Consider the following 24,648-nt stretch of genomic DNA (forward strand, 5'->3'; position numbering starts at 1 on the left):
AGCTTGCACTACAATCCATATGGGGCATTCCCCCATAGCCAAAAGCATTACTCTTCCGGTTCCGGCATGGCCTCTCCCCAATCCTCTCCCGAGTCTTCCCGCTGGAATGACTCCTCGTCCAGCTCCTCGAGTTCGTCAAGATCGCCCAGGTAATCTTCCGGCGCCTCGATGGATTCCAGATCCATTTCGTCCCAGGCATCCAGGTCCAGCTCCTCGGTTACGCCATCCTCGTACTGAATTTCAAGAACGCCTTCCTCTTCATCGACGGTGACAACGAAGAAGCATTCGCCTGTTTCGATGATTTCGTACCAGTTGCCTTCAATGGGCCCAGAATTTGCCGGCATCGTTTTCCCTCAAGAGGTCTGGTGATGGAAAAAAGGAAAACTGCACCTTTCCTGCTCCGATCGCAGGCAAAGCGCCAAGATGCAGAACTTCTCCCCATGATGTAATGAAAAGGGAAGGCGGGGAAATGTTCCGCCCCGGAGAAAAAAATTATGGCAGACAATCGTCGCGCCAGCTGCAACTCTCCTGATTACAGAGGGCCTGGTCTGTCTGGTAGCAGGGAGAGTTCCCTTCCTGGGTTTGGATGGCACGGATAAGGTCGGCCTTTTTCATTTTGCCGACTTTGATGCCCAATTCCTTGGCTTTTGCTTTTATTTCGTTCATGTTCATATGGAAATCCTCCGAAGTTTGGTGGCGGATGCTGCTTTATACGCAGGGGTTTATGCTGAGCACCGGGCAGGTCGCGGTCTTGATGACGCGATCCGTCACGCTGCCGAACAGGGTTTTGTCGACGCCCCGGCAGCTCTGGGTGCCGATCATGATCAGGTCGCAGCCTTCCTGTCTGGCATAGGCGACTATCTTTTCCGAGGGAGGGCCGGTCAACACCCTGGCGATGTGCTGGATGTTTTTTTCCATGTACTCATCAATAAATTCATCCATCTTTTTTTCCGCCCGGGTGAAGAGGTCTTTTTCGAGGTCGGCCAGGGGCAGATGTGGCACGGCGAAACCTGCGTATGCATCAAGGCTTTCCACCACAAAAATCACATGGATGGCTGCGCCGAACTTCCTGGCGATCATGCAGGCGGACTGGAGCACCTTGCTGGTCTGTCGTGAGAAATCGGTCGGGACCAGGATTTTTTTGATATCATTCATGGGTACACCCTCTTGCTGAAAAGATGATGGTTGTCATGCGTCCTCGCCGGAATCAGCGGCGAAGCCCCCTCCCTGGCAACGCCTGGGGCGGGGTGGTGTTTGCAAATCCTGTGAAGACAGGGAAAGGGTATTGATGCCCTTTCCGGCGCCGGTGGCTAAAAAAACCGGCGGTTGTCACAATATGGTGTTTTCCACGACAAAGGGGGTGCTGCGCACGGCGACACTTTTCCGTTTCACCCAGACGCGGGCCATGGGTATCACCTCGCCATCCATATTGACAATGTTGGCGAGTTCCTCCACGTAGGAGATATCTTCGGTCCTGAACTCGTAGTAAAAGGTGTTGGTGCTGTACGGATCCACCACCAGGATGATCTTTTCGGAACTGTAAGGATGTTTCTGGGGGGATCCGGAAAATGATACGTGCGTGTCCCGCAGCCGCTGCTCATCCTTGGGACGCTGGTAGGTCTGGATTTCGAACTGGATTGTTGCCTGGGGAAAATTGGAGAGGGGCATAGCTGCCTCGTTTACCTTGAAGGATTGCGGGTCGGGTAATAAGGAAATCAAACCACTCTGTTTTTATATTATACAGATTCTTGGCGCTGTGAATCAAAAAAAAAACCGGCTGGTTGAAAAGTTGTAACTAATTGATTTTGTACTTTAATTTTCTTTTTGTCCGACCGCTGGCGTCGGGGCGGGAAACGCTTTTGCGCTTTGAAAAAAGGTGGCTCCGGCGGGCAGGGCTAAAAAAAGAAGGAGAGGGTGATTGAGCCGAAGCTGTGGTTGTCCGGCTGGCCCTCGAATTCCCTGGTCCGGAGCACCTGGGTCCAGGTCAGCTTGAATTGCTTGAAGTAGAGGGCAGCCCCGCCCGCCAGGTCGGCGACAAAGGGTTTCTTGCTGACGCTGTGGCTGTGGGCAAAGGTGTTGCCGTCCAGGAAGATGTCCTGGAGGACGGCCCGGCTGTTCAGGGCGGCAAAGAGATAGCCGCCCTGCTGTTGCCTTGCGGAAAAACGGGTGTTGCCGGCCGGCCGGATCAGGCTCACCCCGAAATCATCGGGCAGATGCCAGCCGAGGCGGGTTTCGAAACCGGTGTTCGCATAGGTGGCGACGTTGCCCACGGCGCAGCCAAGGTGGGTGATGGCGTCCATGGCAAAGGAGCCCCTGCCGAAGAAGGGCGAGAGCTGCCATTTCCGTTCGTAGATCGCCACCAGGCCGGGTTCGTTTTTCAGCTGATATTCCCAACCGTTGGGCCGCTGCAGATCGCGCAGGTCGTGCACGGCTTTTTGCGTCTCATCGGCAAAGGAGCAGGGGCCGATCATGCCCAGTTGCAGCTCGATGGTATCCATGCGCGCCCGGCTTCTGGTGTGAAAGGCGGCGCCGAAGTAGGTCCAGCCGGCATAGGGGCGGTCGTCGACGATCAGATCGCTCCGGGCAATGTCGGCCGGGGTGTATATGTTCTGGCCAAGGGAGAATTCGACCTTGCGCTTCAGGGCGGGATCCGGGTCGTTGATAAAGGGCAGCCTGTGGATGTAGGCAAGGCTCCACTCCGGCAGCTTGCCGCTCTCGACAAAGCTGCAAAGGTCCGGAGAAATGAGGGAGATCTTGACGCCGTTGGTGTAGTCGCGATCCGTGCCGGTGAAGAGGTCGTTTTCAAAGTAAACGTTCACGGTCCAGGGCAGCTCCGTCTCTTCCTGGGCCATTGCCGGAGTGGTTGGGGAAAGACAGCACAGGCTGAAGGCTAGTCCCGACAGGGTCGCGAGGGCGCGGGCGCGGAGGAGGGGCATGGCTATTTCCGCACCGGGACAGGCTGCATGTCGTCGTTGATGGCGACAAAGGTGAAGAGCCCTTCAATCGCCTTTTCCCGGTACTCGTCATACATCCGCTCAAGATAGACGCTTACCCGGACCTGCAGGCTTGTGTTGCCCACCTTCACCACCCGGCCCACCAGTTCCACGAAGGTGCCCGCTGGAATCGGGGTTTTGAAGTCGATGCGGTCCGAGCAGACCGTGACCATCTTCTGCCGGCAGAAGCGGGTTGCCGTGATAAATGCGGCCTCGTCCATCCATTGCAGGGCGGTGCCGCCGAAGAGGGTGGCGTAATGGTTGGTGGTGTTGGGGAAGACCGCCTTGGTGATCCTGGTTTCAGAAGCCGTTATTTTTTCTTCGCTGGTCATGGCTGCCTCGTGGATATCCGCTGGATAGGCGCGAACACGACTTGTCCGCCCCGGGGAAGAAAAACAGGAAGGGTGCCGCAAAGCGCAAGAGCAAGCGCGAGGCTGGTCCTGGTGAGTGGCCTTGGCGGGCTTGCGGCGGGAAAGCCCGCCGCAAGCCCGCCGGCCTTCTATTTTACAGGGAAATCAAATAAAGCGCGGCAACAACGCAAAGAAAAATAATGCCTACCTTGGCGGCGACTTCCGGTTCGTCGTGTCCGTAGCCGTGCGGGTCGTCGTGATGATGGTCATGTCCACTCATGGGATAATCCTCTCTGATGAATTGTTGGCAGTGGCGGCCGGGTTCGCCCCTCGACGCATTTTCAGCTTATAAATTTTACATTCTTTTTCAAGCGGTAAATTATTTTTTCTCTTCCCCTGCCTCTTGTCTCACCCACTCCTCCACTTCGGAAAGGGTGGGCATGCGGCCCGCGCATTTGACCCGGTTGTTGATGATCAGCGCAGGCGTCTTCGTCACCCCGAAGCGCCAGATTTCATCAAGATCGTGGACCGACTCCATGTCGGCCGCGAGATTGGATTTCTGCAAAGCCTCAAAGAGCATGGCACTCAGCTTGTTGCAGGTGACGCAACCGGAACCCAGCACCCGGATGGTGAGGGTTCCAGGGCCGGCGGTTTTCCTGCCGAGCCGGCGCTGGTATTCGGAAAGCAACGCCTCGCGGTAGCTTTCTTCAGCCGAGGCCGGGATATAGTTTTGCCGGCGCACTTCCTGGAGGAGAAAATCGACGGCAGCCTCCTCGGGCAGTTGGTCGGATATGGCCCTGTTCAGGGCAGGGTCAAGGCCGATCAGGCCGACGCTGGCCGCGCCTACCTTTATGGTGCGTGGGGGGGGGATGTCATTGTCGCCGGGCTGCATGGCTCTGTCTAAAAAAGTTTCAGCTGCCCGTTGCCGGACGGCTTTTTTTTGCCTGCGGCGGGCGGGGCGATTTTCTTGAGCAGGGAGACGGGAATCTCCTGGATGAAGCGGGAGGCCCGCTGGCCGGCAATCCGGTTGAAGATGATGCGGCTTGCCGCATTGGTCAGAATCAGGTTCTCCTTGGCCCGGGTCATGGCCACGTAGAAAAGGCGCCGTTCCTCCTCGATATCGCATTTCAGGTTGGCAATGGTGCAGGGGATGATCTCCTCCTCAAGCCCGGCCAGGAAGACCACCGGAAATTCCAATCCCTTGGCGGCATGCATGGTCATGAGGGAGACCGCCTCGGCGCGGGCGTCGTAGACGGTGGCCTGGGCGCTCTGCCTGAGATGCTCGCGCAGGCTGGCAAGGTTGCCGCCGAAGGCGCCGGCCAGGGCGAGGAGGCGTTTGGCTTCCGGCGTTTCCGGGTCGATGTTGATTTCGCGCATGGCGTGGCTCAGGGAAAGGGCCGGGGCCTTGCCGGCGTTTTCCCTGAATTCGCGGATCATCCGGCCGATTTTCTCGATGGCGGCCGCGGCTCCGGAAGCAAGCGGGATCCGGGCGGCAGCACTGGAAAAGTCAGGGGAGCGCAGGGGCAGGCTCTTTTCGAGAAGCGCGAGGGTCGCTTCGCCCAGGCCGGGCAACCCTTTGAGCAGCGCCAGATATTCCGGCAGGGTCGCCTCTTCGCTGCTCGCCTGCAGAAAGTTATAGGCGGGTTTGAGCCCCGCCTGCATGTAATAGGGGGTGGCGCCGACCAGCTGGAAGGGGATGCCCCTCTTGTGCAGGGCATCGCCGATGGCGTCGGCCACCTGGCTCAAGCGGAAGAGAACTGCGAAATCGGCGAAGCTCCTCGCATTGGTGTGGTCGCCGCCGCGGCCCGAGTTGAGGGAAAAACTGCTGATGCCGCCCATGCTCTCCTCGATGCGGCGCACAATGAATTCCGCTTCGGCGGCCGCGCTCGATGCCGTGTGCCATTCGATCCTGGTTTCGAGTCGGCTTTGGGCGAGGAGTTGCGTGTCGCCGCTTGAACGGTTGTGGCGGATGAGAGAGGCGGCTCCGTCGATGATGGCCGGAGCGGATCGGTAATTGCGGATCAGGGCCAGGGTGGTGACTCCCGGAATTTCCTTGAACTTCTGAAAAAAGAGGAGGTTGCTGCCCCTGAATCCGTAAATGGCCTGATTGGGGTCGCCGATGGCAAAGACGCCGGCCTTTTTCCCGAGCAGGAGAACCAGTTCGTACTGGGGCAGGTTGAGATCCTGAAATTCATCCACGAAAAGGTAACGGACGGTTTCGCTCACCCGTGCGAAGAAATCAGCATCCTTTTTCAGGCGCGCAACCAAGGCGGGGACCACCTGATCCAGCTCGATGAGGCTGTTTTCGTTAAGGGAGGCGAGATAGCGGCGCAGCGGGGGCGACAGGGAGGCGGAATCGGACGCCGGCTCGCGGTTCAGCCGGTCGAGGTGGCCTGCAATCTCCTTGGCCAGAAGGTGTTGTTCCGCCCTGGCAAGCTCCGGAAAGGTCTTGCGGATGTAAAGGTCCCGCGCCGCATCCTCCAGCACGGCAAGATCGGAATCTTCCCCGCGAAGCCACTCCAGGCAGAAGCGATGGAAGGTGCCGACAAAGATGGCCTCGGCCGCCGGGCCCACATCCCGTCCCAGGCGTTCGCGCAGTTCCCTGGCCGCCCGATTGGTAAAGGTGATGGCCACCATCTCTTCGGCCCTGGCCTCTGCCGTGTTGAGCAGGTGTTCAATCCTGGCCACCAGGGTGAAGGTCTTGCCCGTGCCAGGGCCGGCGGCCACCAGGATCTTTTCCGTCGTGCTGGCGAGGGCGGCCTTCTGTTCCGCATTGATTTCCCTTGCTTCCTGTGCAGGGGAAGCGGGCAAGGGCCTGCGCTCCGCCAGTAGACGCGGGTTTTCTTTGTCGGAATCCTTCCGCCGTCCCCTTTGCCTGCCGGCGAAAAGGCTGATCTGGCCCGCCAGTTGCGCGCGTTCTCCGTCGGTGAACACCTTGATGATGCCGAATTCGCCGTCATAGCCGGGCTGACGGATCACCTGCCCGCCGCGGATCCGCGCCACTGCCTCGCCTAACACCGGAGAGTGTTGTCGGATTTCCTCAAGGGGGGCATTGAGGAGCAGGTTGAACTCCGAGCCGAAGCGGGCGATGGCATTGGCGTATTGCGCCATGACCCCCTTGGTGTTCGGGCCGGCGTCCAGGATCTCCCCCAGCACCTCGGCCAGCGGGATCAGGCTGTGCACCTTGGGGGCGCCGGCCGGAAAGCAGGGCTCGTCGCGGTCCGCCAGCTCCATGACCCGGTGCAGAACCCCGACCGTCAGCGGCCGGCCGCAGACCGGGCAAAGCTCCTTGAGTTTCCTGGTTTCCGCCGGTTCCAGGCAGACCTGGCATTTGCGGTGGCCGTCGCAGTGGTACTTGCCCTCCTCCGGGTAAAACTCGACGGTTGCGGAAAACCCGCCGGAATTAGGGGCCTTCAGGGCTTCCCGCAGGCCGAAGTAGCTGAACTCGGTATTGAGGATATTGGCTTCCCGGCCCAGCTTGCCCGGGGAGTGGCAGTCGGAGTTGGAGATCAGGGCAAAGCGGTCCAGGGCCGAGATGCGCCGGTTCATTTCGGGATCAGAGGAAAGGCCGGTTTCCATGGCGAAGATGTGCGCGGAAAGATCGCCGTAGCACTCTTCCACGCTGTTGAATCCTGATTTTGAGCCGAACAGGGAAAACCACGGCGTCCAGATGTGGGCCGGAACCAGAAAGCCTTCCGGCGCCTCGGAAAGCAGGATTTCGAGGAGATCCCGCGAGTCAAGGCCCAGGATGGGTCTGCCGTCTGATTCGATATTGCCGATGCCGGCGAACTTGCGGTTGAGCCGCTCCACCGAGGCGAAATCAGGGACATAAAGGATATTGTGCACCTTGCGCACATGGCCGTGCCGCTTGTAGATGCTGCTGATCTCGGCGGTGAGGATAAAGCGGGTATCGACGGCTTCCGGCATGGTGCCGGGCAGGGCAGGCGGGATATTCTCGTTTTTCAGCCGATGGAAACCCGGCTCCGCCGGAACCAGGAGTTCCTTGAGTTGCTGGAGCCAGCCGGGATGGGTGAAGTCGCCGGTGCCAACCACCTGGATGCCCTTGACCCTGGACCAGGCGAACAGGCCGTGTAAGTCGCTTGTTTTGCTGGTCGCCCGCGAAAAGGGAGAATGGATATGGAGGTCAGCGATATATTTCATTATTCCAGAATGGTATCAATGCGTAATGGCAGCGGTTTCGCCAGGGGTGATCTTAAAACCTTTCCCGCACTCTGTCCACGGCTTATTTGCTCTAGGAAAAGGGATGGTGCTTGGCTGGAAAATTCGCTATACTTTCCCTTTGTCGTCATGGACCCTGCAGCAGGAGGAAGATAAAAAATGGTTGAGCAGATAAGAGATGTGGTGATTGTCGGGGCCGGTCCTGCCGGATTGCAGGCCGCCGTCCACGCGGTGCGGAAAAAGGCGTCGGTGCTCGTCCTGGGGAAACTCGAGAACAGCAGCATCTATCGGGCCCATGTCGAGAATTATCTTTGCGTGGACGGGGTGAGCGAGGGGGCGGAGATGATGCAGGTCGCCCTTGCCCAGGCCACCCGCTTCGGCGCCGAGGCGTGGGCGGAAGATGTCCTGCATATCGAGCAGGAAGGAGAGCTTTTCCTGGTAAAGGCGGAGAGTGGCCGAGTGGTGACGGCGCGGACCCTGATCCTCGCCACCGGCACCTCCCGGAAAAAACTCAAGGTCAAGGGGGAAAAGGAGCTTTCCGGCCGCGGGGTGAGCTACTGCGTGGATTGCGACGCCAATTTTTACCGCAATGCCAAGGTGGCGGTGGTGGGCAACGAATCCGCCGCCGTGGATGGGGCGCTGACCCTGACCAAATATGCCTCGGAGGTGCATCTGATCTGCCGGGAACTTTCCGTGACCTCCGGGCTTTCCGACAAGCTGGCCGCCAGTCCCGTTCTGGTCCACAGTGGGGACTGGGTCAAGGAGATCCTTGGCGACAATGCGGTGAGCGGGATTTTGCTTGAAAACGGAGAAATCCTGCCCGTGGAGGGGGTCTTTGTCGAGCTGGGCGCCAAGGGCGCCATGGAGCTGGCCACCAATCTCGGGGTCATGCTCGACATGGAAACCTTTTCCTACATCGATACCAACAAGCGGCAGGAGACGAACATTGTCGGCATCTACGCGGCCGGTGACATTGCCGGACCGCCCTGGCAGATGGCCAAGGCGGTGGGCGAGGGTTGCGTGGCCGGCTGGGAGGCCGCAAACCACGCCAACAAGCAGAAGCGAACGGAAGGCGGCGCCGGGTGAACGGTGGCGGCTGGCGAGCAACGGCTGAACGATCGGCGGCCGCGCGGCGCTCCGGGACTTTTAAGCCGTTACTTGTCATTGAGCTGTTGCATCTTTTTTAACTCTTTGCTATATAGGCTACTCCCTGTCCATGGACGCTGAGGAACATTTCATGACCATCGCCCTTGCCGAGGCGCGCCAGGCAGCGGCGCGAGGCGAGGTCCCCATCGGCGCCGCGCTTGTCGACGGGGAGGGGCATATTCTGGCCCGGGACGGCAACCGCAGCATCGAGCTCTGTGATCCGAGCGCGCATGCCGAGATGCTGGTCCTGCGGAAGGCGGGCATCCTGCGCGGCAATTACCGCCTGCCTGGCACCACACTCTATGTGAGCCTGGAGCCCTGCGTGATGTGCGCCGGCGCCCTGGTGCACGCCAGGGTGCAGCGCCTGGTCTACGGAGCTCTTGATCCGAAAGCCGGCGGGGTGATCTCCCTCTTTCAGGTGGGCCAGGACAGCCGGCTGAACCATCAGCTGCAGGTGTCGGGCGGGCTGCTGGCCGAAGAGAGCGCCAGGCTGCTGCGCGATTTCTTTAAGGAAAGAAGAGGGGCATAGTCTCGCCTCGGATTTTTCGATTTTCCCTTCCGGTGCAAACCGGTCGGAGAGGTGCCGGAGTGGTCGAACGGGAGCGACTCGAAATCGTTTGACCTGAGAAATCAGGTCCGTGGGTTCGAATCCCACCCTCTCCGCCATTTTGTTCTTTGCAAGAAAGAGCAGGCATTGTACATTGTGCCGGTCGGCCGATGTGCCGTCGAGTTGAGAAAGCCGGAGAGGTGACCGAGTGGTTTAAGGTGCACGCCTGGAACGCGTGTGTACGAGAGTACCGTGGGTTCGAATCCCACCTTCTCCGCCAGATATTTTTCGGTTTGATAGCCGGGTCCTGCGCAACAGAGTCTCGCGAACCCCGCCAGGTCCGGGAGGAAGCAACGGTAGTGAGTAACTCTGTGTGCCGCAGGGGTGCCTGGCTATCATTTTTTTTAGGTTCCAGGCGCTGCCGGGCGGATTCCGCTCCCGCGGGCCTGTGGCCGGGAAATCCGGAACTCGGTTTCTGCCGCCTGAGCACGAAAAATGTCCTACCTCGTTTTAGCCAGAAAATGGCGTCCCCAGAACTTTGATGATGTTGTCGGCCAGCAGGCCGTGGTGCGCACCTTGCGGAATGCCCTGCGGCGCAACCGCGTCGCCCATGCCATGCTTTTTTCCGGGGTGCGCGGAGTCGGAAAAACCACCCTGGCCAGGTTGATGGCCAAGGCCTTGAACTGCCGGCAGGGTGAGCCGGATGTGCCTTGCAATCAGTGCGAATCATGCCTTGAGGTCATGGCCGGCAGCGCCATTGATCTGCACGAGATTGATGGCGCCTCCAACCGCGGCATCCAGGAGATCCGGGAGCTTAAGGAAAACATCCGCTTCTTTCCCAGCAAGGGCCGCTACAAGATCATCATCATCGACGAAGTGCACATGCTGACCACCGAGGCATTCAACGCCCTGTTGAAGACCCTGGAGGAGCCGCCGGCCCATGTTTATTTCATGTTCGCCACCACCGAACTGCACAAGATCCCCATCACCATCCTTTCCCGCTGCCAGCGCTATGAACTCAAGCGTGTGCCCTTTGCCGAACTGGTCGCTTTTTTCGGCAGGATCGCGGAGCAGGAAGGGGTGGCCATCTCCGGGCTGGCTTTGGAGATGATCGGCCGCGAGGCGGAAGGCAGCGTGCGCGACGGCTTGAGCCTGCTCGATCAGATTTTTTCCTTTGGCGGCGATCAGGTGCGCGACGAGGATGTGGTGCAGGTGCTGGGCCTGGTTGACCGGGCGGTCTTTGAAAATCTGGCCCGGGCCCTGCTGGCCGGAGATCTGGCCGGATGTCTGGATATTTTTGAAAAAGGTCATGCCGCCGGCATGGACCTCAAGCGTTTCGCCAATGATCTCCTGGGATTTTTCCGGGCGCTGCTGGTTTGCAAGGTGGCCGGAAGGCCCGAGGATCTCCTGGATGTTTCCGACAGGGAGCTGGCATCCTTAAAGGAGATTGCCGCCGCGAGCAGTCAGGAAACCCTGTACAATTATTTCAATCTGCTGCTCAAGGGGGTCGAGGAGATGCAGTATTCCTCCCGGCCGCGCATGGCCATGGAAATGGCCTTTATCCGGGCCAGTCAGGCAGGCCAGATCGTGCCGGTGACCGCCCTGCTGGGCCGCCTCGATGCGCTCTTGGCCGGCGCGGCGCCGCTGCCGCCGGCTCCCGTTGCGGTGCCCGGGCAGGGAGTGGTTGCCGCCGAACCTGCGCCGTGTTTTACTCCCGGGTTCTCCCCGGCCCCTGCCCCTGAACCGCCCGCCGCGCAAAAAAAAACTGAATCGTCAGGCGCGCCTGTAACCGCCGGGGCGGAAGCGCCGGCAGACCCGCAGGCCGCCCATGTCCCGTCTGGTCGGCAGGTGCGCAGGCATTGGGAAGAATTCATCGAGTATGTCAAGGAGCGCAAGCGCTGGATGGCGCATGTGCTCCGTCTTTGCGCCTCGGCGAAGGATGAGGGGGGCGAACTGCTCCTCAAGTTCGATGATCCCTCGGATTGCAAGGTTCTGCAGGAGCACGACAACCTCAAGCTGTTGACCGAGTTTGCCCAGGACTTTTTTCAGCATGCCTTTAAGGTCGTTTTCAGCGTGCGGGGGAGCAAGACCGATGGCGAGGCCGGCGAAGACGGGGAGAGCCCCGTTGAGGAGCGGCGGGCCCTGGCCAATGATCCCCTGGTGCGGATGGCCACGGAGATTTTCGGCGGCCAGGTCGGCAGTATCCGCACCGGACCGAGAAGCCGGTAAGGGAAAATCAAGAATTGGGAATGCGGAATTGAGGATGGGACTCCAGGGGTATTTTCATTCTGCAGCATGCATTAGCAAGCGGAGTGCGCTTTTATGGATATGAACCAGATCATGAGGCAGGCGCAGCAGTTCCAGCAGCGCATGGCGGCGATGCAGGAAGAGCTGGCCAAAAAACAGGTGAGTTCCACGGTGGGCGGCGGCATGGTGCGCGCCACGGTCAACGGCCGGCACGAACTCCTCAGTCTGACCATCGAGAAGGAGGCGTTGGACCCGAACGATCCCCAGATGCTGCAGGATCTGGTGGTGGCGGCGGTGAATGACGCCATGCGCAAGGCGCAGGAGATGATTCAGGCCGAGACCGTGAAGCTCACCGGCGGCATCAAAATTCCGGGGCTTTTCTAAGGGAATGCCATGAGCGTGGTGCCCCCGGCCCTGGCCCGACTGATCACCGACCTGAACCGGCTTCCGGGTATCGGCAAGAAAACCGCGACCCGACTTGCCCTTCACATCATGCGCCGGCCGGCGAGCGAGGCGCAGAGTCTTGCCAAGGATCTGGCCGAGCTGCATGGTGCCATCAGGCTGTGCGCCAACTGTTTCGCCTTTTCCGAAACAGACCCCTGCGCCATCTGCCGGGATAGCGAGCGGGACGGGCGCTTGGTCTGCGTGGTGGAAGAGCCCGCCGACCTCATGGCCATCGAGAAAACCGGGGCATTCAAGGGCAAGTATCATATTCTGCACGGGGTGCTTTCGCCCATGGACGGCATCGGGCCGGAGGAGATCAAGGTGGAGGCCCTGGTGGAACGGGTTCGCAGGCAGAGGGTCGAAGAGGTGCTCATTGCCACCAGTTCCACGGTGCCGGGCGAGGCGACCGCCGCCTATCTCGTCAAGCGGTTGCAGGAGGAGGGCGCCGTCAGGGTGACCAGGCTTGCCTGCGGGATCCCCATGGGCATGGACATCAAGTATGCCGATGAGCTCACCCTGAGCCGGGCCATCGAATCCCGCAAGGATACCTGCCGGTAGGGCGTCGTCCAGGGGGAGGATTGCCCGCCCGCGGGAATCGGGGCGTCACTATTTCTCCTTGACACCCATCGAAATTACTGGTATTTGGTTGCCGTTTAGTGCTTTTGTGATTGCGACTTTCGGGGTGGCCAACCCGGTTGTTTTTTTATAGGTATTTGAAGGCGCGTAGCTCAGTTGGTTAGAGCGCTTGCCCGACACGCAAGAGGTCGGCGGTTCGAATCCGCCCGCGCCTACCAGTAGAAAACAGATTGTCTTGGCGTTGAGAGGCTTCGCAATGGCTTAACCTTGCGGAGCTTCGTTGTTCAGGCAGATTGACAAGGGTCAATGTGCTTGTTTTTGTTTGATGCACAGCAAAAGGCGGATAGAGCAGGCTATGGCGGAAATTTCCCTCACACTTCCCGGCGGCGAGAAGAAAACGGTTGCGCAGGGGATCACGGTTGCCGAGGCTCTCAAGGAACTGGTTTCCAACAAGGAGCGCAAGCAGACCGTTGCCGTCAGGCTGAATGACCGGTTGGTGGACCTTTCCGCCACTGTCGAGGCGGGCGCCATTTTTTCCCCGGTCAGCGTCGAGAGCCCTGAGGGGCTTGAGATCCTCCGGCACAGCGCGGCCCATGTCATGGCCGAGGCGGTTCTGGCCCTGTTCGGCAAGGAGGTCAAGGTTGCCATCGGGCCGGCCACGGCGGACGGGTTTTACTATGATTTCGACCGGAGCGAGCCCTTCACCCCGGATGATTTTGAGCGCATCGAGGCGAAGATGCAGGAGATTGTCGCCGCCGCCGCCTCCTTCCGCCGCGAAACCATGCCGAAGGCCGAGGCGATCGCCCTTTTTGAGAAGGCCGGTCAGCCGTACAAGGTCGAGCTTCTGCGGGAGATTGGCGACGACACCGTTTCCCTCTATCGGCAGGGCGATTTCGTCGACCTCTGCCGCGGCCCCCATCTGCCCGATACCGGCTGGCTCAAGGCGTTCAAGATTATCAAGCTGGCCGGCGCTTACTGGCGCGGGGACGAAAAGCGGCAGATGCTGCAACGCCTCTACGGCACGGCTTTTTCCGATGCCAAGGCTCTGAAGGCCTATCTCCTGCAGCTGGAAGAAGCGAAAAAACGTGATCATCGCAAGCTCGGCAAGGAGCTTGAGCTTTTCTCCATCCAGGAGCAGGTCGGGCCAGGGCTTATCCTCTGGCAGCCCAAGGGCGCCCTGCTCAGGAAGATCATCGAGGATCACTGGCGGGAGGAACATTATAAAAACGATTATGAGCTGCTCTTTACTCCGCATATCGCCAAGCGCGACATGTGGAAGACCAGCGGCCATCTTGATTTCTACGGGGAGAACATGTTCTCCGCCATGGATATCGAGGAGGTCAGCTACCAGCTCAAACCGATGAACTGCCCCTTCCACATCGCCATTTACAAGACGAGGAAACGCAGTTACCGGGAATTCCCCCTGCGCTGGTGCGAGCTGGGCACCGTGTACCGTTTCGAGAAAACCGGCGCCCTGCACGGACTGATGCGGGTGCGCGGCTTTACCCAGGACGATGCCCATATCTTCTGCCGGCCGGATCATCTGGAAGAAGAGATTTTTAATATCCTCGACCTGAACCTGCATATTTTAAAGACCTTCGGCTTCAGCCGGTACGATGTCTACCTTTCCACCCGGCCGGAAAAGTATGTGGGCAGTGACGAACACTGGGAGCAGGCCACCAACGCCCTGAAGCTGGCGCTGGAGAAAAAGGGGCTCGCCTTCGAGATCGATCCCGGTGAAGGTGTTTTTTACGGGCCAAAGATCGATATCAAGATCAGGGACGTGCTTGGCCGCGCCTGGCAGTGTTCCACCATTCAGGTGGACTTCAATCTGCCGGAGCGGTTTGAGCTGACCTACACCGGAGAAGACAGCAAGGAACACCAGCCGATCATGATCCACCGGGCCCTGATGGGTTCCCTGGAACGCTTCTTCGGCGTGCTGATCGAGCATTACGCCGGCGCCTTCCCTGTCTGGCTGGCGCCGATTCAGGCCAGGATCATGAATATCACCGACGCGCAGCTTGCCTATGCCGATGAGGTATATCGGGAATTGCGTCGGGCCGGAGTCCGGATCGAGAAGGACATCCGTAACGAAAAGCTCAACTACAAGATCCGTGAAGCGCAGATGCAGAAGATCCCCTACATGCTCATTGTCGGCGACAAGGAGGTCGAATCCCGTCAGGTGACCGTGCGGCTGCGGGATGGTCAGAATCTTCCCGCCATGTCCATCGCCGAATTCGCTGCGCTGATTGGCCGGGAAAATGAAGCAGGCCGTGCCGGCACTTGCAATAGTTAGGCTGTTTGCGGTAGGGTAGTACTCTTAGTGCAAAAAAGCAGGCGGGCAGTACGGTGATCCAAGACCAAAGCGAGCGGAGGTAAGAGTATTAAAGGAAAAAAAGAGAGTGGCCGGCCGGAACGGGAAGTGCGGGCCAGGATTAACGAAGAGATCGATTGCAAGGAAGTTCGTCTCATCGATGAAGAGGGAGCGCAGGTGGGTGTCGTGCCTGTCGCCGTAGCCTTGAGCAAGGCTCAGGCCGTTGGCCTTGATCTTGTCGAGCTGTCCGCCACTGCAGATCCTCCGGTCTGCCGGATCATGGATTTTGGCAAGTACCGTTACGAGCAGAGCAAGAAACAGCAGGAAGCCAAGAAGAAACAGACGGTCATCGAGGTCAAGGAAATCAAGCTGCGTCCCAAGACGGAAAAGCACGACCTTGATTTTAAAATCAAGAATATAAAGAAGTTCTTGAAACAGAAAAACAAGGTGAAGATCACCCTGCGCTTCCGGGGTCGCGAGATTGTCTACGCCGATACTCTTGGCATGGAGGTTTTGAACAAGGTTGCCGAGGAATTGGCGGAAGATGCGGTCATCCTGCAGCCACCCAAGATGGAAGGGCGGCAGATGGCCATGTTTGTCGGCCCGAAATAAGTAAAGCGAAAATGCCGTAGCGGTCCGTGCGACCGGCGGCTTGCCATGCTAAAACCCCACGCGGCTGGTGGGGGGAAAGGAAAGACAGGTCGGCGGCAGAGACTGCCGGCGAAGATATGACAAAGGGAGAACACCATGCCTAAGATGAAAACAAACAGAGGGGCGGCCAAGCGTTTCAAGTGTACCGGTTCCGGCAAGGTTGCGCGCCGGAAGGCCTTCAGCAGCCATATCCTCACCAAGAAGAGCACCAAGAGAAAAAGAAATCTGCGCCAGGGCGGACTTGTTGATGATACCAATCTGAAGGGCATCAAGCGGTTGCTGCCTTACCTGTAAGAAGGTGTGCGGTTTTTTGTGGAAATTTATTGATTAACCCGGGCGGCCTTGTGCCGCCGATGAATTGCCAATGAAGGAGAATTACGATGCCTCGAGTAACTCGTGGATTCAAAGCGCGTCGGAGAAGAAAGAAGATTTTGAAGCTGGCCAGCGGCTATATTGGTGGCCGCAACCGTCTTTACCGGACCGCCACTGAGACCGTTGACCGTGCTCTGTGCTATGCCTACCGTGATCGTCGTCAGAAGAAGCGTGATTTCCGTCAGCTCTGGATTGTCCGGATCGGCGCGGCTGCCAAAGAGAACGGCACCACCTACAGCCGGCTGGTGGGCGGCCTGAAGAAGGCCAATGTCGAACTGGACCGGAAGGCGCTTGCCAACCTGGCTGTTCTTGATCCGAGCGCCTTTGCAAAGGTTGCCAATCTGACCGCTTCCAGCAATTGATTCCGGCCTGCCATCTCCCATGGAAGAAGAACTTCTTCGCCTGAAAGCGGAGGCCGTGGCTCAGCTTGCTGCTCTCAACGAGGCCAGTGGGCTTGAAGCGTTCCGGGTCCAGTATCTGGGGCGTAAGGGCCAGTTTACAACGGTGATGAGGCAGCTGGGTCAGGTTTCCCCTGAAGAGCGGCCGCGTCTTGGTAAACTGGCCAACGACATCAAGCTGGAACTCGAAAGCGCTTTTGCCGAAAAAGAAGCAGAGCTTGCCGACGGCGCCAAGGATGGGAGGGATTCTGTTCTTGATCTGACCCTGCCGGGCCGGGCCTTCCCCTTTGGCAATCTGCATCCCGTGACCCAGGTCATGGATGAGGTCTGCGCCATTTTCGAAGGCCTGGGTTTTGCCGTTGCCGAAGGGCCTGATGTCGAGGTCGACTTTTACAACTTCGAGGCCCTGAATATCCCGCCGCATCATCCTGCCCGGGCTATGCATGACACCTTCTACATCAGCGACAGCCTTCTGCTGCGGACCCATACCTCGCCCATGCAGGCGCGGATCATGGAAGTGCAGCAGCCGCCCTTGCGGATGATTGCCCCGGGCAAGGTTTACCGTTGCGATTCGGACATAACCCATACGCCGATGTTCCATCAGGTGGAAGGGTTTTTGGTGGACAGGGAGGTCTCCTTTGCCGATCTCAAGGGGGTGCTTTCCGTTTTCATCGCCAAGATGTTCGCCCCGGAAACCGCCATCCGTTTTCGGCCCAGTTTTTTCCCCTTCACTGAGCCAAGCGCCGAGGTGGACATCGGGTGTGTCATCTGCGGCGGTGCCGGTTGCCGGGTTTGCAAGCACACCGGCTGGCTGGAAATTCTGGGGGCCGGCATGATCGACCCCGAGGTTTTCAAAAAGGTCGGCTACGATCCGGAAGAGTTCACGGGCTTTGCCTTTGGGCTCGGCATTGAGCGGATTGCCATGTTGAAATACGGCATCACTGACATCCGGCTTTTTTATGAAAACGACCTTCGTTTTCTTTCCCAGTTTTAATTTCCCTTGCGGACGAAGACAGTAAGCAACGACCTATGAAGTTTACGTTCAACTGGCTGCGCGAATACATCGACACCGATCTTGCGCCTGCGCAAATTGCCGACCGCCTCACCATGCTGGGGCTTGAGGTCGATGCATGCGCGCCATGCTATCCGGACCTGACCGGTGTCCATGTCGCCCGCATCGAATCGGTGCAACCCCACCCCAACGCCGACAAGCTGGTGCTTTGCGAGGTCAATGTCGGGGTGGAAAATAAACGGGTGGTTTGCGGTGCCCCAAATGCCCGCGCCGGGCTGGTGACCGCCATTGCCCTGCCCGGAACGGTGATGCCGGGTGGCTTTACCATCAAGCCGGCAAAGATTCGCGGCCAGGAATCTTCCGGCATGCTCTGTTCGGCCAAGGAATTGGGCATTTCCGAAGAGCAGGGCGGCATCATGGAGCTTGCGCCTGATCTTCTCCCCGGGCAATCCCTTGCCGAGGCGCTGCGTCTCGACGACACCATGATCGAGGTGGATCTCACCCCCAACAGGCCTGACTGCGCCAGTGTCCTGGGTATTGCCAGAGAGATCGGCGGCGTGGTCGGCAGGCGCATCAAGCCGCCGGTTACGGAAATTGCCGACCTTGCCGGGAGCGACCTCCCATTCAGGGTTGAGGTCGAGTCGGCCGCGGATTGTCCGCGTTATGCCGCGCGTCTGATCAGAAACGTCACAATCGCCCCTTCGCCATGGTGGTTGCAACAGCGCCTGCTTGCCGTGGGCATGCGGCCCATCAACAATATCGTCGACATCACCAACTATGTGATGCTTGAATATGGCCAGCCCCTGCACGCTTTTGATTTTCACAAGCTTGGCGGACAAAAAATCGTGGTCCGCAAGGCCCGGCCCGGCGAGAAGCTGACCACCCTGGATAATGTCGAGCGGCTCCTTGATGCCGAGATGCTGCTCATCTGCGACGCGGAGAGGCCCGTTGCCGTCGCCGGAGTCATGGGCGGGGCAAATTCCGAGGTGGAAGCCAAAACCACCGATATCCTCCTTGAGAGCGCCTGCTTTGCCGCCATCGGCATTCGCCGCACCGCCGGCAAGCTCAATATGAGCACGGAAGCATCCTATCGTTTCGAGCGGGGCGTTGATCCGGACGGGGTGCCAAGGGCGCTCCAGCGCGCGGTGCAGCTTATCGCCGAGCTTGGCAAGGGCGAGATTGTCGCCGGCGGTGTCGATTTTCGTGAGGGGGTTGTTGCGCCGGCGCCCATTACCCTCAGGGTGGGCCGGACCTGCCGTCTTTTGGGCATGCCCCTCTCTGCCGAAGAGATTGCCGCCGCGCTCTCGGGAATTGAAATCGGCGTGAACAAAATCGACGCCGATACCCTGCGGGTAACCCCTCCCAGTTTTCGGGTGGATATCGAACGCGAGGTGGATCTGATTGAAGAGGTCGCTCGCATCGTCGGCTACAACAATCTGCCGACTTCACTGCCCAGGGTGCCCATGAGTTTTCCCGAACGCGACACCCTGCGGGAAATGCGCAAGAAAGCAGCGGCCGCCCTCACCGCCCTCGGTTTTTCCGAGGCGGTCAACTATAGCTTTGTTGCTCCCCAGCATTGCGACCTGCTTGGCCTTGCCGGCGATGATCCGCGCCGGCAAACGGTACATCTGCTGAACCCCCTGGCGGAAGATCAGAGCGTGCTGCGCACCTCCCTCCTGCCCGGGCTTCTTGAGAATGTGCGCAGGAACCTCAGCTACCAGACTCATGATGTCCGTCTTTTTGAGCTGGGCAAGGTTTTTCATCCCCGGGGAGATGCACAGCCCCTTGAGCCGTTCCGTCTGGCGGCCGTTCTTACCGGCCGACATAATCCCGGCGCCCCGATGCTTTACTCCGGGGAGGACGCGGTGGATATTTTCGACGTCAAGGGAGTAATGGCGCAGCTTTTTGCCCAACTGCGCCTTGACCGCTCCATCTCCCATGACCCTTATGCCGGCGAGGCCCTTCCCTATGCCGAGCCGGGCACGGTGCTGCGAATCGCGGCGGGCGCAAAGGAAATCGGTTGGTGTGGCGCCTGTGAGGCCAAGGTCTTGAAAGGTTTTGGCATCAAGCAAAAGGTTTATTTCTGCGATCTTGACCTTGAATCCTTGAGTCGGGTTGTGGCCGCTGTGCCCAAATTTGCGCCTTTGCCGAAATTTCCTTATGTGAAATGGGATATGGCCCTGATTGTCCCCGAGGGGGTTGCTGTCGGGGAGATGCTTGCCGCCATCACCGGCAGCGGGGAAGAGCTTGTCGAGAAGACGGAAGTTTTCGATATTTTTAAAGGAAAAAATATTGCGCCGGGGAAAAAGAGCGTGGCAATCTCCATCACCTATCGAGCCTTTGACCGTACACTTGATGATGAGACTGTTGGCAAGGTACACCGGAAAATTATTGATTTGCTGATTGGCCGTTTTAACGGTCAGTTACGTGAGGCTTAACTTGATGAAACGATCCAATCTAACCAGGAAGGAACTCGCTCAGATAATCAATGAGAAGATAGGTTTTTCTCAGCGGAGTGCCGGAGAGATGGTTGATGCTGTTTTTGAGGTGCTGAAGAAAACCCTGCTCAAGGGGGAGTCGATCAAGCTGGTGCAGTTCGGCACCTTCACCGTGCGCAGAAAATCCTCACGGGTGGGCCGCAACCCGCGAACCGGGGAAACCATGGAAATTTCCAAACGGAACATGGTATCATTCAGGCCAAGCAAAGTAGTGCGGGAGAAGCTGAACAGCGAGTAAAGGAACGGTGTGATCGATTCATCTTGCGACAGTCTGAAGGATGGTCCGGAAGGAGCAGGGGCGCAATCGCCCGTTCAGATCCCGGATAAACGCTACTTCAAGATTGGCGAGGTGTGCGAGATTACTGGCATCAAACAACATGTCCTGCGGTACTGGGAGTCCGAGTTCAAGATGTTGAGCCCGGCCCGGGCCCGCTCCAAGCAGCGGCTCTACCGCCGGGAAGATGTTGAAAACGTTCTGAGGATAAAAAGGCTGCTCAAGGATGAAGGCTTTACCATCCAGGGGGCCAAAAAGGCTTTGTCCCGTGAGGGTGGGGAGCTTGATGGGGCCGCTGCTGCGATGGCGTCCGGGGGCGAAGGATCGGCAAGTGCAACCGGGATATTCGCCGAGGTCAAGGCGGAGCTTGTGGCCTTAAAAAAAATCCTCGAAGGATGAGCGCCCTGGCGAGTCCAGCTTGACAGCCGTCAGTGGGCATGCTAAATAGGGTCTTCTGTTTTACCGTTTTGTCTATGAATTTGTCGGGATGTAGCGCAGTCTGGTAGCGCACTTGAATGGGGTTCAAGGGGCCGGAGGTTCGAATCCTCTCATCCCGACCAGCAATAGCAAGGGGTTACGATTTTCGAATCGTAACCCCTTTTTTATTTGTCCAGCTTTTGAGGGTAGCGCATCCATTGGCTGAAGTCCGTGGGCGGGTGTGTAAAGTATCCTTATCCCGCCGAGGGACAAGGTCGTTTTTCAAGACGGATATCGCCCCACAGATTCTCGATAATGTTTCTGAGCGTCTTGAAGGGACAGCATAAGCGCAAAAGGATCAATTGGAGACTCTAAAAATCCGTGATGCAGATAAAAGGCTTTTGCCTCATCGGATAAAGCATGGACCAGGAGAGCACGAACCCCAACCTGATGAGACACAGCCAAGGTTCGCAAAAGAGCATCTTTCAGAAGCCCTCGCCCTATCCCTGAGGACTGCCACAGCTTGTCTACGGCGAGGCGACCAAGAATCATAACAGGGATAGGATCCGGCATTTGCCGTTTGATTTTGCCAGGAGCCTGCTGGTGGGTAATGCTTCCAGTGGCCAAGGCATAATACCCCACAACCTCATTGCCTTGGCACACGACAAAAGTCCGAGACGCACCCGATGCTTCATTTCTTACTGCGTATTTCCGGATCCACTCGTTAAGGGACTCCACGCCACAATCAAAATTTGCAAAGGTGTGCTCGGCGGCGATCGGAGCGGGCGGCGTTATTTTTCCCATGGGGCTTTGCTTGCCAAAAGTTTTCTCAAAGCCGGATTGTCAGCCACTGGGGCATTCAGTGTTGCCTGGAAGGCGGCGAAGGCCTCGCTGTCCAGATGAAAAAACCGCTGATCCAGCAAAACATTTTCTGCTTCCCGGCAAGCCGCCTCAAGCATAAAATCGCTTCTGTTTTTTTGCAAAGTTGCCGCGGCTTTGTCTATAAGATCCCGCTGGGCTTGCTTTGCACGAATATTGATGGGAGCTATGCGCGCTTCAGTTTGTGGCATGATATCGTCTCCTTTGTGTATACAATATATATACGCATGTGTATATCCGTTGTCAACACATAATGTCGGCGAGATTTCCGGCTGGTTAAGTGGATGAAACGGGAAGGATGCGCCGGAGAGATCCGGCGCTCAGTCGGAGGTTATGAGGCCTGATGATGGACCGAGTTTGATGTAGGTTGGAAAAAGTGGACACCAAAGCGCCGTTTCTTGAAACAGAAAACAGAGGTGTCAAAATGGAGAGGATTCCCAAAGGGAGATACACAAAAGAGTTCCGAGAAGAGGCGGGGAAGCTGGTAACGTCACAGCGGGCTCAGGAAGATGCCCGGCTTAAGGTGGTGACCCGGGCTGCCCATAAGAGAACCAGGGAAACCTGCGGCCCGGAACGATTACAGCAGGACATTGCAGCGCATGACGGGGTTGTGGTTGGCGTTCACCGGGTCAAGCGGATTCGCAAGCAGCTCGGGCTTCGTTGTAAGCAGAAACAGAAATTCAAGGTCACGACCAACTCAAAGCATTCCCTTCCTGTGACAGAAAATCTGCTTGGACAGAAATTTGAGGCAACGGCTCCAAACCAGATCCGGCTAACGGATATCTTCAACGGGGAAATCGTGGGGTATGCCCTGGGTGCGAGAATGACCAAAGGGCTTGTCATGCAGTCCCTGTTCAGGGCCGTGGCAAAAAAGCGTCCGTCCGCGGGGCTGATTCACCATTCGGTCCGGGGCAGCCGGTAACTGTTCTCACAACTACCGGAAGTTGCTGGCCCAATTCAAGATGAAATCCTCAATGAGCCGAAAGGGCAACTGCTACGACAACGCCCCGATGGAATGACCGGCAGCCGCGCCGGGAACCGATTCTTTCCGATGGGGCGGCATGACGTTGGAGCAGGAAGGTAAGGGGCGCGGGGCAAAGGAAGGAGGAGAAAAACTGTCGGATCGGTGGCTGTAAAGAATCTCACTCCCCCAGCAGATCGTGAATCTCGCTGAGAATCTGGTCGGGCTCAAAAGGTTTGGCCAGGGTGCGTTCCACATTGAGAGCGCTGGCCAGCATCAGATACTTTTCCGCGGCGATGTGCCCCCCCCCGGAGATCGCGATTATTTTGACGGCCGGATTGATTTTCTTCAGATCCATGATGGCCTCAATCCCGTTTTTTTCCGGCATCACCATGTCAGTAATAATGAGGTCGGGGTGAAAGGTTTTAAACTGCGCAACCCCCTCGTTTCCGTTTGCCGCCACCAGCACTTCATAGCCGCTTATTTCGAGCATTTCCTTGAGGAGATTCCGGATGCCGGGTTCGTCATCAATGACAAGTATGCGCTTCACAGTCTATCCTCCAGAGGCAAAGGGGGGATTTTTCTGGTGATCTCCCCCGTGAAAAGTCGACATGGACCAGCGCCGGCACCGGGCCGCTTCATGTCTCATGTTTGCATATTAATCGGCGATGTCCAGAAAATAATTAAAAAACATAACAATTAATTCATGTATACTTTGCTAGAACGCAAGTGTTTAAAAAATGTTCCCTGTAAAAGTGTCCGGGAAGTGGTTTTTTCTCTTTTTGTCAGAGGCGGAGGCGCATGTATCATTCTTTTTACCATTTAAATCAAGATCCTTTTCAGATCAGCACCGACCCGAAATTCCTCTGGCTGGGAGAAAAGCACAAGGAAGCCCTCGCCACGTTGAACTATGGGATTTTCAACAACAAAAGCTTCCTGCTGTTAACGGGGGATGTGGGCACCGGGAAGACTACCCTGATCAATGCCCTGTTGCGGGTGCTCGACAAGGATACCCTGGTGGCGATCATTCAGGATCCGGGGCTCGAGCAGCTCGAATTTTTTAATTATATTGCCAATGCCTTTGGTTTGACTGAAAAATTCACCACCAAAGGAGACTTCCTTCTCGCCTTCAGGAACTTTCTCCGGGAGAATTTTTACAAGGGAAAAAAGGTGATTCTCCTCATTGACGAGGCCCAGCGCATAAAGCAGGAGATGCTCGAGGAAGTAAGACTTCTTTCCAATATCGAGATTGAGGGCAGCAAACTGATAAACATTTTCTTCGTCGGCCAGAACGAGTTTAACAGTCTCCTGCTGAGGCCGGAGAACAAGGCGATGCGACAGCGGATTACGACGAGCTTCAACATCCCGCCCTTAACGGTTGAAGAGGTCGGCAAGTATATCGAGTATCGTCTTGCCGTGGCCGGCGCCCGCGAAAGAATTTTTGATAAAAACGCCATCAAGGAGGTTTTTTTACATTCAAAAGGCTACCCGCGCCTGATCAACATTCTTTGCGACCGGGCATTGCTCACTGGTTTCGTGAAGGGGGTAAAAAAGATAACCGGGGAGCTTGTACGGGAAAGCGCGGAGGAGCTTGATATCTCCGGCTGCACCACGTCCGGTTATATTGCGGCGAAGAAGGAGCTTTTTGAGAAGAAGGACGAGGAGGGCAAGAGGGGCGCATTTAAAAAATATTCAGTCGTTGCCGCGTTTCTTCTTCTCTTTATGTACGGTTCTCTTCTGTGGTACTGGGCTTTTTCGGTAAAAGGCGGAGCCAAACCGCTTGTGGCGGTTCCTTCGGCCGCCAGGACGGATTCCGGAGAAAAAAAGGTCAGTGTCCCGGCCGCGGAGGTTGCGGCACCGCAACCTTCTCCTCCGCAATCCCCTCAGGTGAGCAAGCCCCTTGAGCAAACGCCACCCGGGGTGGAACGGCAGCAACCTCCGAGGGAGGCTGCCGCTCCGGAGAAGATGGCGGCAGAACGCCATCCGGCGCCGCGGAAGGTGACCATCACCTTTGCCACGAACTCCATTACCCCGGATAAGGAGGAAAGTTTTGAGAAACTGAAGATGCTTGCCGATGGGGTTTTGGCCAATCCCGAGACGCAGGTGGTCATTCGGGGCTATACCGATGCCACGGGGCCGGAGGAGTATAATCGGCGACTTTCGGAGTTCCGCGCAAACGCCATCAGGAATTTTCTGATCGGTCGCGGGATTGACCCCGGCAAGATTCAAAGCAGCGGCCAAGGGGGAGTGTCTTCGGTGGCCGCCGTCGGCGAAGGGGGGGAGAAGGTCTTTTCGCGGCGGGTGGAGGTGGAGGTTCTTGGCAACAGAGACTGATGACGGCCGGCGCATATTGGCCATGGCCATACCCTGAAGGAGATGGTTGCGTAGCC

Annotated in this window: 26 protein-coding genes, 4 tRNA genes, 1 other RNA gene and 1 pseudogene; 20 read left to right on the plus strand and 12 right to left on the minus strand. The window is 57.8% G+C overall.

The window, feature by feature from the left end; all coding sequences use genetic code 11:
- Positions 1-47: 47 nt before the first annotated feature.
- The 9 genes from ACUUL3_RS01995 to ACUUL3_RS02035 form a co-directional block, all read right to left on the minus strand.
- Positions 48-344, minus strand: a complete 297-nt coding sequence (locus ACUUL3_RS01995; protein WP_448554081.1) for a DUF6763 family protein — start codon at positions 342-344, stop codon at positions 48-50.
- Positions 345-492: 148 nt separating this feature from the next.
- Complete coding sequence (locus tag ACUUL3_RS02000) at positions 493-672, minus strand: Rho termination factor N-terminal domain-containing protein (protein WP_448554083.1); 180 nt, start codon at positions 670-672, stop codon at positions 493-495.
- 36 nt (positions 673-708) lie between these two features.
- The gene (locus tag ACUUL3_RS02005; protein ID WP_448554085.1) at positions 709-1,155 is read right to left on the minus strand and encodes a universal stress protein; all 447 of its coding nucleotides are present in this window, start codon (positions 1,153-1,155) and stop codon (positions 709-711) included.
- A 174-nt stretch (positions 1,156-1,329) separates the two neighbouring features.
- Positions 1,330-1,668, minus strand: coding sequence for an inorganic pyrophosphatase Ppa (locus ACUUL3_RS02010; RefSeq protein ID WP_448554087.1), 339 nt, complete (start codon positions 1,666-1,668; stop codon positions 1,330-1,332).
- 227 nt (positions 1,669-1,895) lie between these two features.
- Positions 1,896-2,936: a lipid A deacylase LpxR family protein gene (locus tag ACUUL3_RS02015; RefSeq protein WP_448554089.1), complete on the minus strand. Its 1,041-nt coding sequence runs from the start codon at positions 2,934-2,936 to the stop codon at positions 1,896-1,898.
- Positions 2,937-2,938: 2 nt separating this feature from the next.
- The gene (locus tag ACUUL3_RS02020; RefSeq protein ID WP_448554091.1) at positions 2,939-3,325 is read right to left on the minus strand and encodes an acyl-CoA thioesterase; all 387 of its coding nucleotides are present in this window, start codon (positions 3,323-3,325) and stop codon (positions 2,939-2,941) included.
- Between the two features lie 172 nt (positions 3,326-3,497).
- Positions 3,498-3,623, minus strand: a complete 126-nt coding sequence (locus tag ACUUL3_RS02025) for a hypothetical protein (RefSeq protein WP_448554093.1) — start codon at positions 3,621-3,623, stop codon at positions 3,498-3,500.
- A gap of 99 nt (positions 3,624-3,722) precedes the next feature.
- Positions 3,723-4,235, minus strand: a complete 513-nt coding sequence (locus ACUUL3_RS02030) for a thioredoxin family protein (protein WP_448554095.1) — start codon at positions 4,233-4,235, stop codon at positions 3,723-3,725.
- Positions 4,236-4,243: 8 nt separating this feature from the next.
- The gene (locus tag ACUUL3_RS02035) at positions 4,244-7,504 is read right to left on the minus strand and encodes a UvrD-helicase domain-containing protein (RefSeq protein WP_448554097.1); all 3,261 of its coding nucleotides are present in this window, start codon (positions 7,502-7,504) and stop codon (positions 4,244-4,246) included.
- 177 nt (positions 7,505-7,681) lie between these two features.
- Here ACUUL3_RS02035 and ACUUL3_RS02040 point away from each other — a divergent pair, with 177 nt between their 5' ends.
- The 18 genes from ACUUL3_RS02040 (at position 7,682) to ACUUL3_RS02125 (ending at position 20,561) form a co-directional block, all read left to right on the plus strand.
- The gene (locus ACUUL3_RS02040) at positions 7,682-8,608 is read left to right on the plus strand and encodes an NAD(P)/FAD-dependent oxidoreductase (protein WP_448554099.1); all 927 of its coding nucleotides are present in this window, start codon (positions 7,682-7,684) and stop codon (positions 8,606-8,608) included.
- A 130-nt stretch (positions 8,609-8,738) separates the two neighbouring features.
- Positions 8,739-9,197, plus strand: a complete 459-nt coding sequence (gene tadA / locus ACUUL3_RS02045) for a tRNA adenosine(34) deaminase TadA (RefSeq protein WP_448554101.1) — start codon at positions 8,739-8,741, stop codon at positions 9,195-9,197.
- Positions 9,198-9,242: 45 nt separating this feature from the next.
- Positions 9,243-9,334 (plus strand) — tRNA-Ser (locus ACUUL3_RS02050).
- 75 nt (positions 9,335-9,409) lie between these two features.
- A tRNA-Ser gene (locus tag ACUUL3_RS02055) sits at positions 9,410-9,495 on the plus strand.
- An 18-nt stretch (positions 9,496-9,513) separates the two neighbouring features.
- Positions 9,514-9,612, plus strand: an RNA gene (gene ffs, locus ACUUL3_RS02060) — signal recognition particle sRNA small type.
- 98 nt (positions 9,613-9,710) lie between these two features.
- Entirely contained in the window at positions 9,711-11,444 is a 1,734-nt protein-coding gene (dnaX, locus tag ACUUL3_RS02065; protein ID WP_448554103.1) for a DNA polymerase III subunit gamma/tau, read from the plus strand.
- 93 nt (positions 11,445-11,537) lie between these two features.
- Positions 11,538-11,846, plus strand: coding sequence for a YbaB/EbfC family nucleoid-associated protein (locus ACUUL3_RS02070; RefSeq protein ID WP_448554105.1), 309 nt, complete (start codon positions 11,538-11,540; stop codon positions 11,844-11,846).
- A gap of 9 nt (positions 11,847-11,855) precedes the next feature.
- Positions 11,856-12,464, plus strand: a complete 609-nt coding sequence (gene recR, locus ACUUL3_RS02075; RefSeq protein ID WP_448554107.1) for a recombination mediator RecR — start codon at positions 11,856-11,858, stop codon at positions 12,462-12,464.
- A 159-nt stretch (positions 12,465-12,623) separates the two neighbouring features.
- Positions 12,624-12,700, plus strand: a tRNA-Val gene (locus ACUUL3_RS02080).
- A 137-nt stretch (positions 12,701-12,837) separates the two neighbouring features.
- Positions 12,838-14,778: a threonine--tRNA ligase gene (gene thrS, locus ACUUL3_RS02085; protein ID WP_448554108.1), complete on the plus strand. Its 1,941-nt coding sequence runs from the start codon at positions 12,838-12,840 to the stop codon at positions 14,776-14,778.
- A 126-nt stretch (positions 14,779-14,904) separates the two neighbouring features.
- Positions 14,905-15,408 (plus strand): translation initiation factor IF-3, encoded by a 504-nt coding sequence (gene infC, locus ACUUL3_RS02090; RefSeq protein WP_448554110.1) that lies wholly within the window; start codon positions 14,905-14,907, stop codon positions 15,406-15,408.
- A gap of 135 nt (positions 15,409-15,543) precedes the next feature.
- Entirely contained in the window at positions 15,544-15,741 is a 198-nt protein-coding gene (gene rpmI, locus ACUUL3_RS02095) for a 50S ribosomal protein L35 (protein ID WP_448554112.1), read from the plus strand.
- Positions 15,742-15,827: 86 nt separating this feature from the next.
- Positions 15,828-16,181: a 50S ribosomal protein L20 gene (gene rplT / locus ACUUL3_RS02100; protein WP_448554117.1), complete on the plus strand. Its 354-nt coding sequence runs from the start codon at positions 15,828-15,830 to the stop codon at positions 16,179-16,181.
- A gap of 19 nt (positions 16,182-16,200) precedes the next feature.
- Positions 16,201-17,211: a phenylalanine--tRNA ligase subunit alpha gene (gene pheS, locus ACUUL3_RS02105; RefSeq protein ID WP_448554119.1), complete on the plus strand. Its 1,011-nt coding sequence runs from the start codon at positions 16,201-16,203 to the stop codon at positions 17,209-17,211.
- A 35-nt stretch (positions 17,212-17,246) separates the two neighbouring features.
- A complete protein-coding gene (pheT, locus tag ACUUL3_RS02110) occupies positions 17,247-19,667 on the plus strand; it encodes a phenylalanine--tRNA ligase subunit beta (RefSeq protein ID WP_448554121.1) in 2,421 nt (806 codons plus the stop codon).
- 4 nt (positions 19,668-19,671) lie between these two features.
- The gene (locus ACUUL3_RS02115; protein WP_448554123.1) at positions 19,672-19,965 is read left to right on the plus strand and encodes an integration host factor subunit alpha; all 294 of its coding nucleotides are present in this window, start codon (positions 19,672-19,674) and stop codon (positions 19,963-19,965) included.
- 9 nt (positions 19,966-19,974) lie between these two features.
- Entirely contained in the window at positions 19,975-20,400 is a 426-nt protein-coding gene (locus ACUUL3_RS02120; protein ID WP_448554125.1) for a MerR family transcriptional regulator, read from the plus strand.
- 84 nt (positions 20,401-20,484) lie between these two features.
- Positions 20,485-20,561, plus strand: a tRNA-Pro gene (locus ACUUL3_RS02125).
- 139 nt (positions 20,562-20,700) lie between these two features.
- On the opposite strand, the gene ACUUL3_RS02130 is transcribed toward ACUUL3_RS02125, so the two are convergent.
- Positions 20,701-21,222, minus strand: a complete 522-nt coding sequence (locus ACUUL3_RS02130) for a GNAT family N-acetyltransferase (RefSeq protein WP_448554127.1) — start codon at positions 21,220-21,222, stop codon at positions 20,701-20,703.
- A complete protein-coding gene (locus tag ACUUL3_RS02135) occupies positions 21,210-21,488 on the minus strand; it encodes a type II toxin-antitoxin system TacA family antitoxin (RefSeq protein ID WP_448554129.1) in 279 nt (92 codons plus the stop codon). The genes ACUUL3_RS02130 and ACUUL3_RS02135 overlap by 13 nt, the downstream gene beginning before the upstream one ends.
- Before the next feature lie 299 nt (positions 21,489-21,787).
- Between ACUUL3_RS02135 and ACUUL3_RS02140 the strand changes: the two are divergent.
- Positions 21,788-22,313 (plus strand): annotated as a pseudogene (locus ACUUL3_RS02140) (DDE-type integrase/transposase/recombinase); the annotation flags it as partial.
- A gap of 126 nt (positions 22,314-22,439) precedes the next feature.
- On the opposite strand, the gene ACUUL3_RS02145 reads toward ACUUL3_RS02140, so the two are convergent.
- Positions 22,440-22,808, minus strand: coding sequence for a response regulator (locus ACUUL3_RS02145; RefSeq protein WP_448554131.1), 369 nt, complete (start codon positions 22,806-22,808; stop codon positions 22,440-22,442).
- Positions 22,809-23,059: 251 nt separating this feature from the next.
- Between ACUUL3_RS02145 and ACUUL3_RS02150 the strand changes: the two genes are divergently transcribed.
- Entirely contained in the window at positions 23,060-24,592 is a 1,533-nt protein-coding gene (locus ACUUL3_RS02150; RefSeq protein WP_448554133.1) for an AAA family ATPase, read from the plus strand.
- Positions 24,593-24,648 lie beyond the last annotated feature (56 nt).

It is taken from the genome of Thiovibrio sp. JS02 (genome assembly GCF_053485635.1).

Excerpts from the sequence above, each read along its gene's own strand:
- ACUUL3_RS01995 (WP_448554081.1), bottom strand. The coding sequence starts at position 344 with ATGCCGGCAAATTCTGGGCCCATTGAAGGCAACTGGTACGAAATCATC.
- ACUUL3_RS02000 (WP_448554083.1), bottom strand. The coding sequence starts at position 672 with ATGAACATGAACGAAATAAAAGCAAAAGCCAAGGAATTGGGCATCAAA.
- ACUUL3_RS02005 (WP_448554085.1), bottom strand. The coding sequence starts at position 1,155 with ATGAATGATATCAAAAAAATCCTGGTCCCGACCGATTTCTCACGACAG.
- ACUUL3_RS02010 (WP_448554087.1), bottom strand. The coding sequence starts at position 1,668 with ATGCCCCTCTCCAATTTTCCCCAGGCAACAATCCAGTTCGAAATCCAG.
- ACUUL3_RS02015 (WP_448554089.1), bottom strand. The coding sequence starts at position 2,936 with ATGCCCCTCCTCCGCGCCCGCGCCCTCGCGACCCTGTCGGGACTAGCC.
- ACUUL3_RS02020 (WP_448554091.1), bottom strand. The coding sequence starts at position 3,325 with ATGACCAGCGAAGAAAAAATAACGGCTTCTGAAACCAGGATCACCAAG.
- ACUUL3_RS02025 (WP_448554093.1), bottom strand. The coding sequence starts at position 3,623 with ATGAGTGGACATGACCATCATCACGACGACCCGCACGGCTACGGACAC.
- ACUUL3_RS02030 (WP_448554095.1), bottom strand. The coding sequence starts at position 4,235 with ATGCAGCCCGGCGACAATGACATCCCCCCCCCACGCACCATAAAGGTA.
- ACUUL3_RS02035 (WP_448554097.1), bottom strand. The coding sequence starts at position 7,504 with ATGAAATATATCGCTGACCTCCATATCCATTCTCCCTTTTCGCGGGCG.
- ACUUL3_RS02040 (WP_448554099.1), top strand. The coding sequence starts at position 7,682 with ATGGTTGAGCAGATAAGAGATGTGGTGATTGTCGGGGCCGGTCCTGCC.
- tadA (WP_448554101.1), top strand. The coding sequence starts at position 8,739 with ATGGACGCTGAGGAACATTTCATGACCATCGCCCTTGCCGAGGCGCGC.
- dnaX (WP_448554103.1), top strand. The coding sequence starts at position 9,711 with ATGTCCTACCTCGTTTTAGCCAGAAAATGGCGTCCCCAGAACTTTGAT.
- ACUUL3_RS02070 (WP_448554105.1), top strand. The coding sequence starts at position 11,538 with ATGGATATGAACCAGATCATGAGGCAGGCGCAGCAGTTCCAGCAGCGC.
- recR (WP_448554107.1), top strand. The coding sequence starts at position 11,856 with ATGAGCGTGGTGCCCCCGGCCCTGGCCCGACTGATCACCGACCTGAAC.
- thrS (WP_448554108.1), top strand. The coding sequence starts at position 12,838 with ATGGCGGAAATTTCCCTCACACTTCCCGGCGGCGAGAAGAAAACGGTT.
- rpmI (WP_448554112.1), top strand. The coding sequence starts at position 15,544 with ATGCCTAAGATGAAAACAAACAGAGGGGCGGCCAAGCGTTTCAAGTGT.
- rplT (WP_448554117.1), top strand. The coding sequence starts at position 15,828 with ATGCCTCGAGTAACTCGTGGATTCAAAGCGCGTCGGAGAAGAAAGAAG.
- pheS (WP_448554119.1), top strand. The coding sequence starts at position 16,201 with ATGGAAGAAGAACTTCTTCGCCTGAAAGCGGAGGCCGTGGCTCAGCTT.
- pheT (WP_448554121.1), top strand. The coding sequence starts at position 17,247 with ATGAAGTTTACGTTCAACTGGCTGCGCGAATACATCGACACCGATCTT.
- ACUUL3_RS02115 (WP_448554123.1), top strand. The coding sequence starts at position 19,672 with ATGAAACGATCCAATCTAACCAGGAAGGAACTCGCTCAGATAATCAAT.
- ACUUL3_RS02130 (WP_448554127.1), bottom strand. The coding sequence starts at position 21,222 with ATGGGAAAAATAACGCCGCCCGCTCCGATCGCCGCCGAGCACACCTTT.
- ACUUL3_RS02135 (WP_448554129.1), bottom strand. The coding sequence starts at position 21,488 with ATGCCACAAACTGAAGCGCGCATAGCTCCCATCAATATTCGTGCAAAG.
- ACUUL3_RS02150 (WP_448554133.1), top strand. The coding sequence starts at position 23,060 with ATGTATCATTCTTTTTACCATTTAAATCAAGATCCTTTTCAGATCAGC.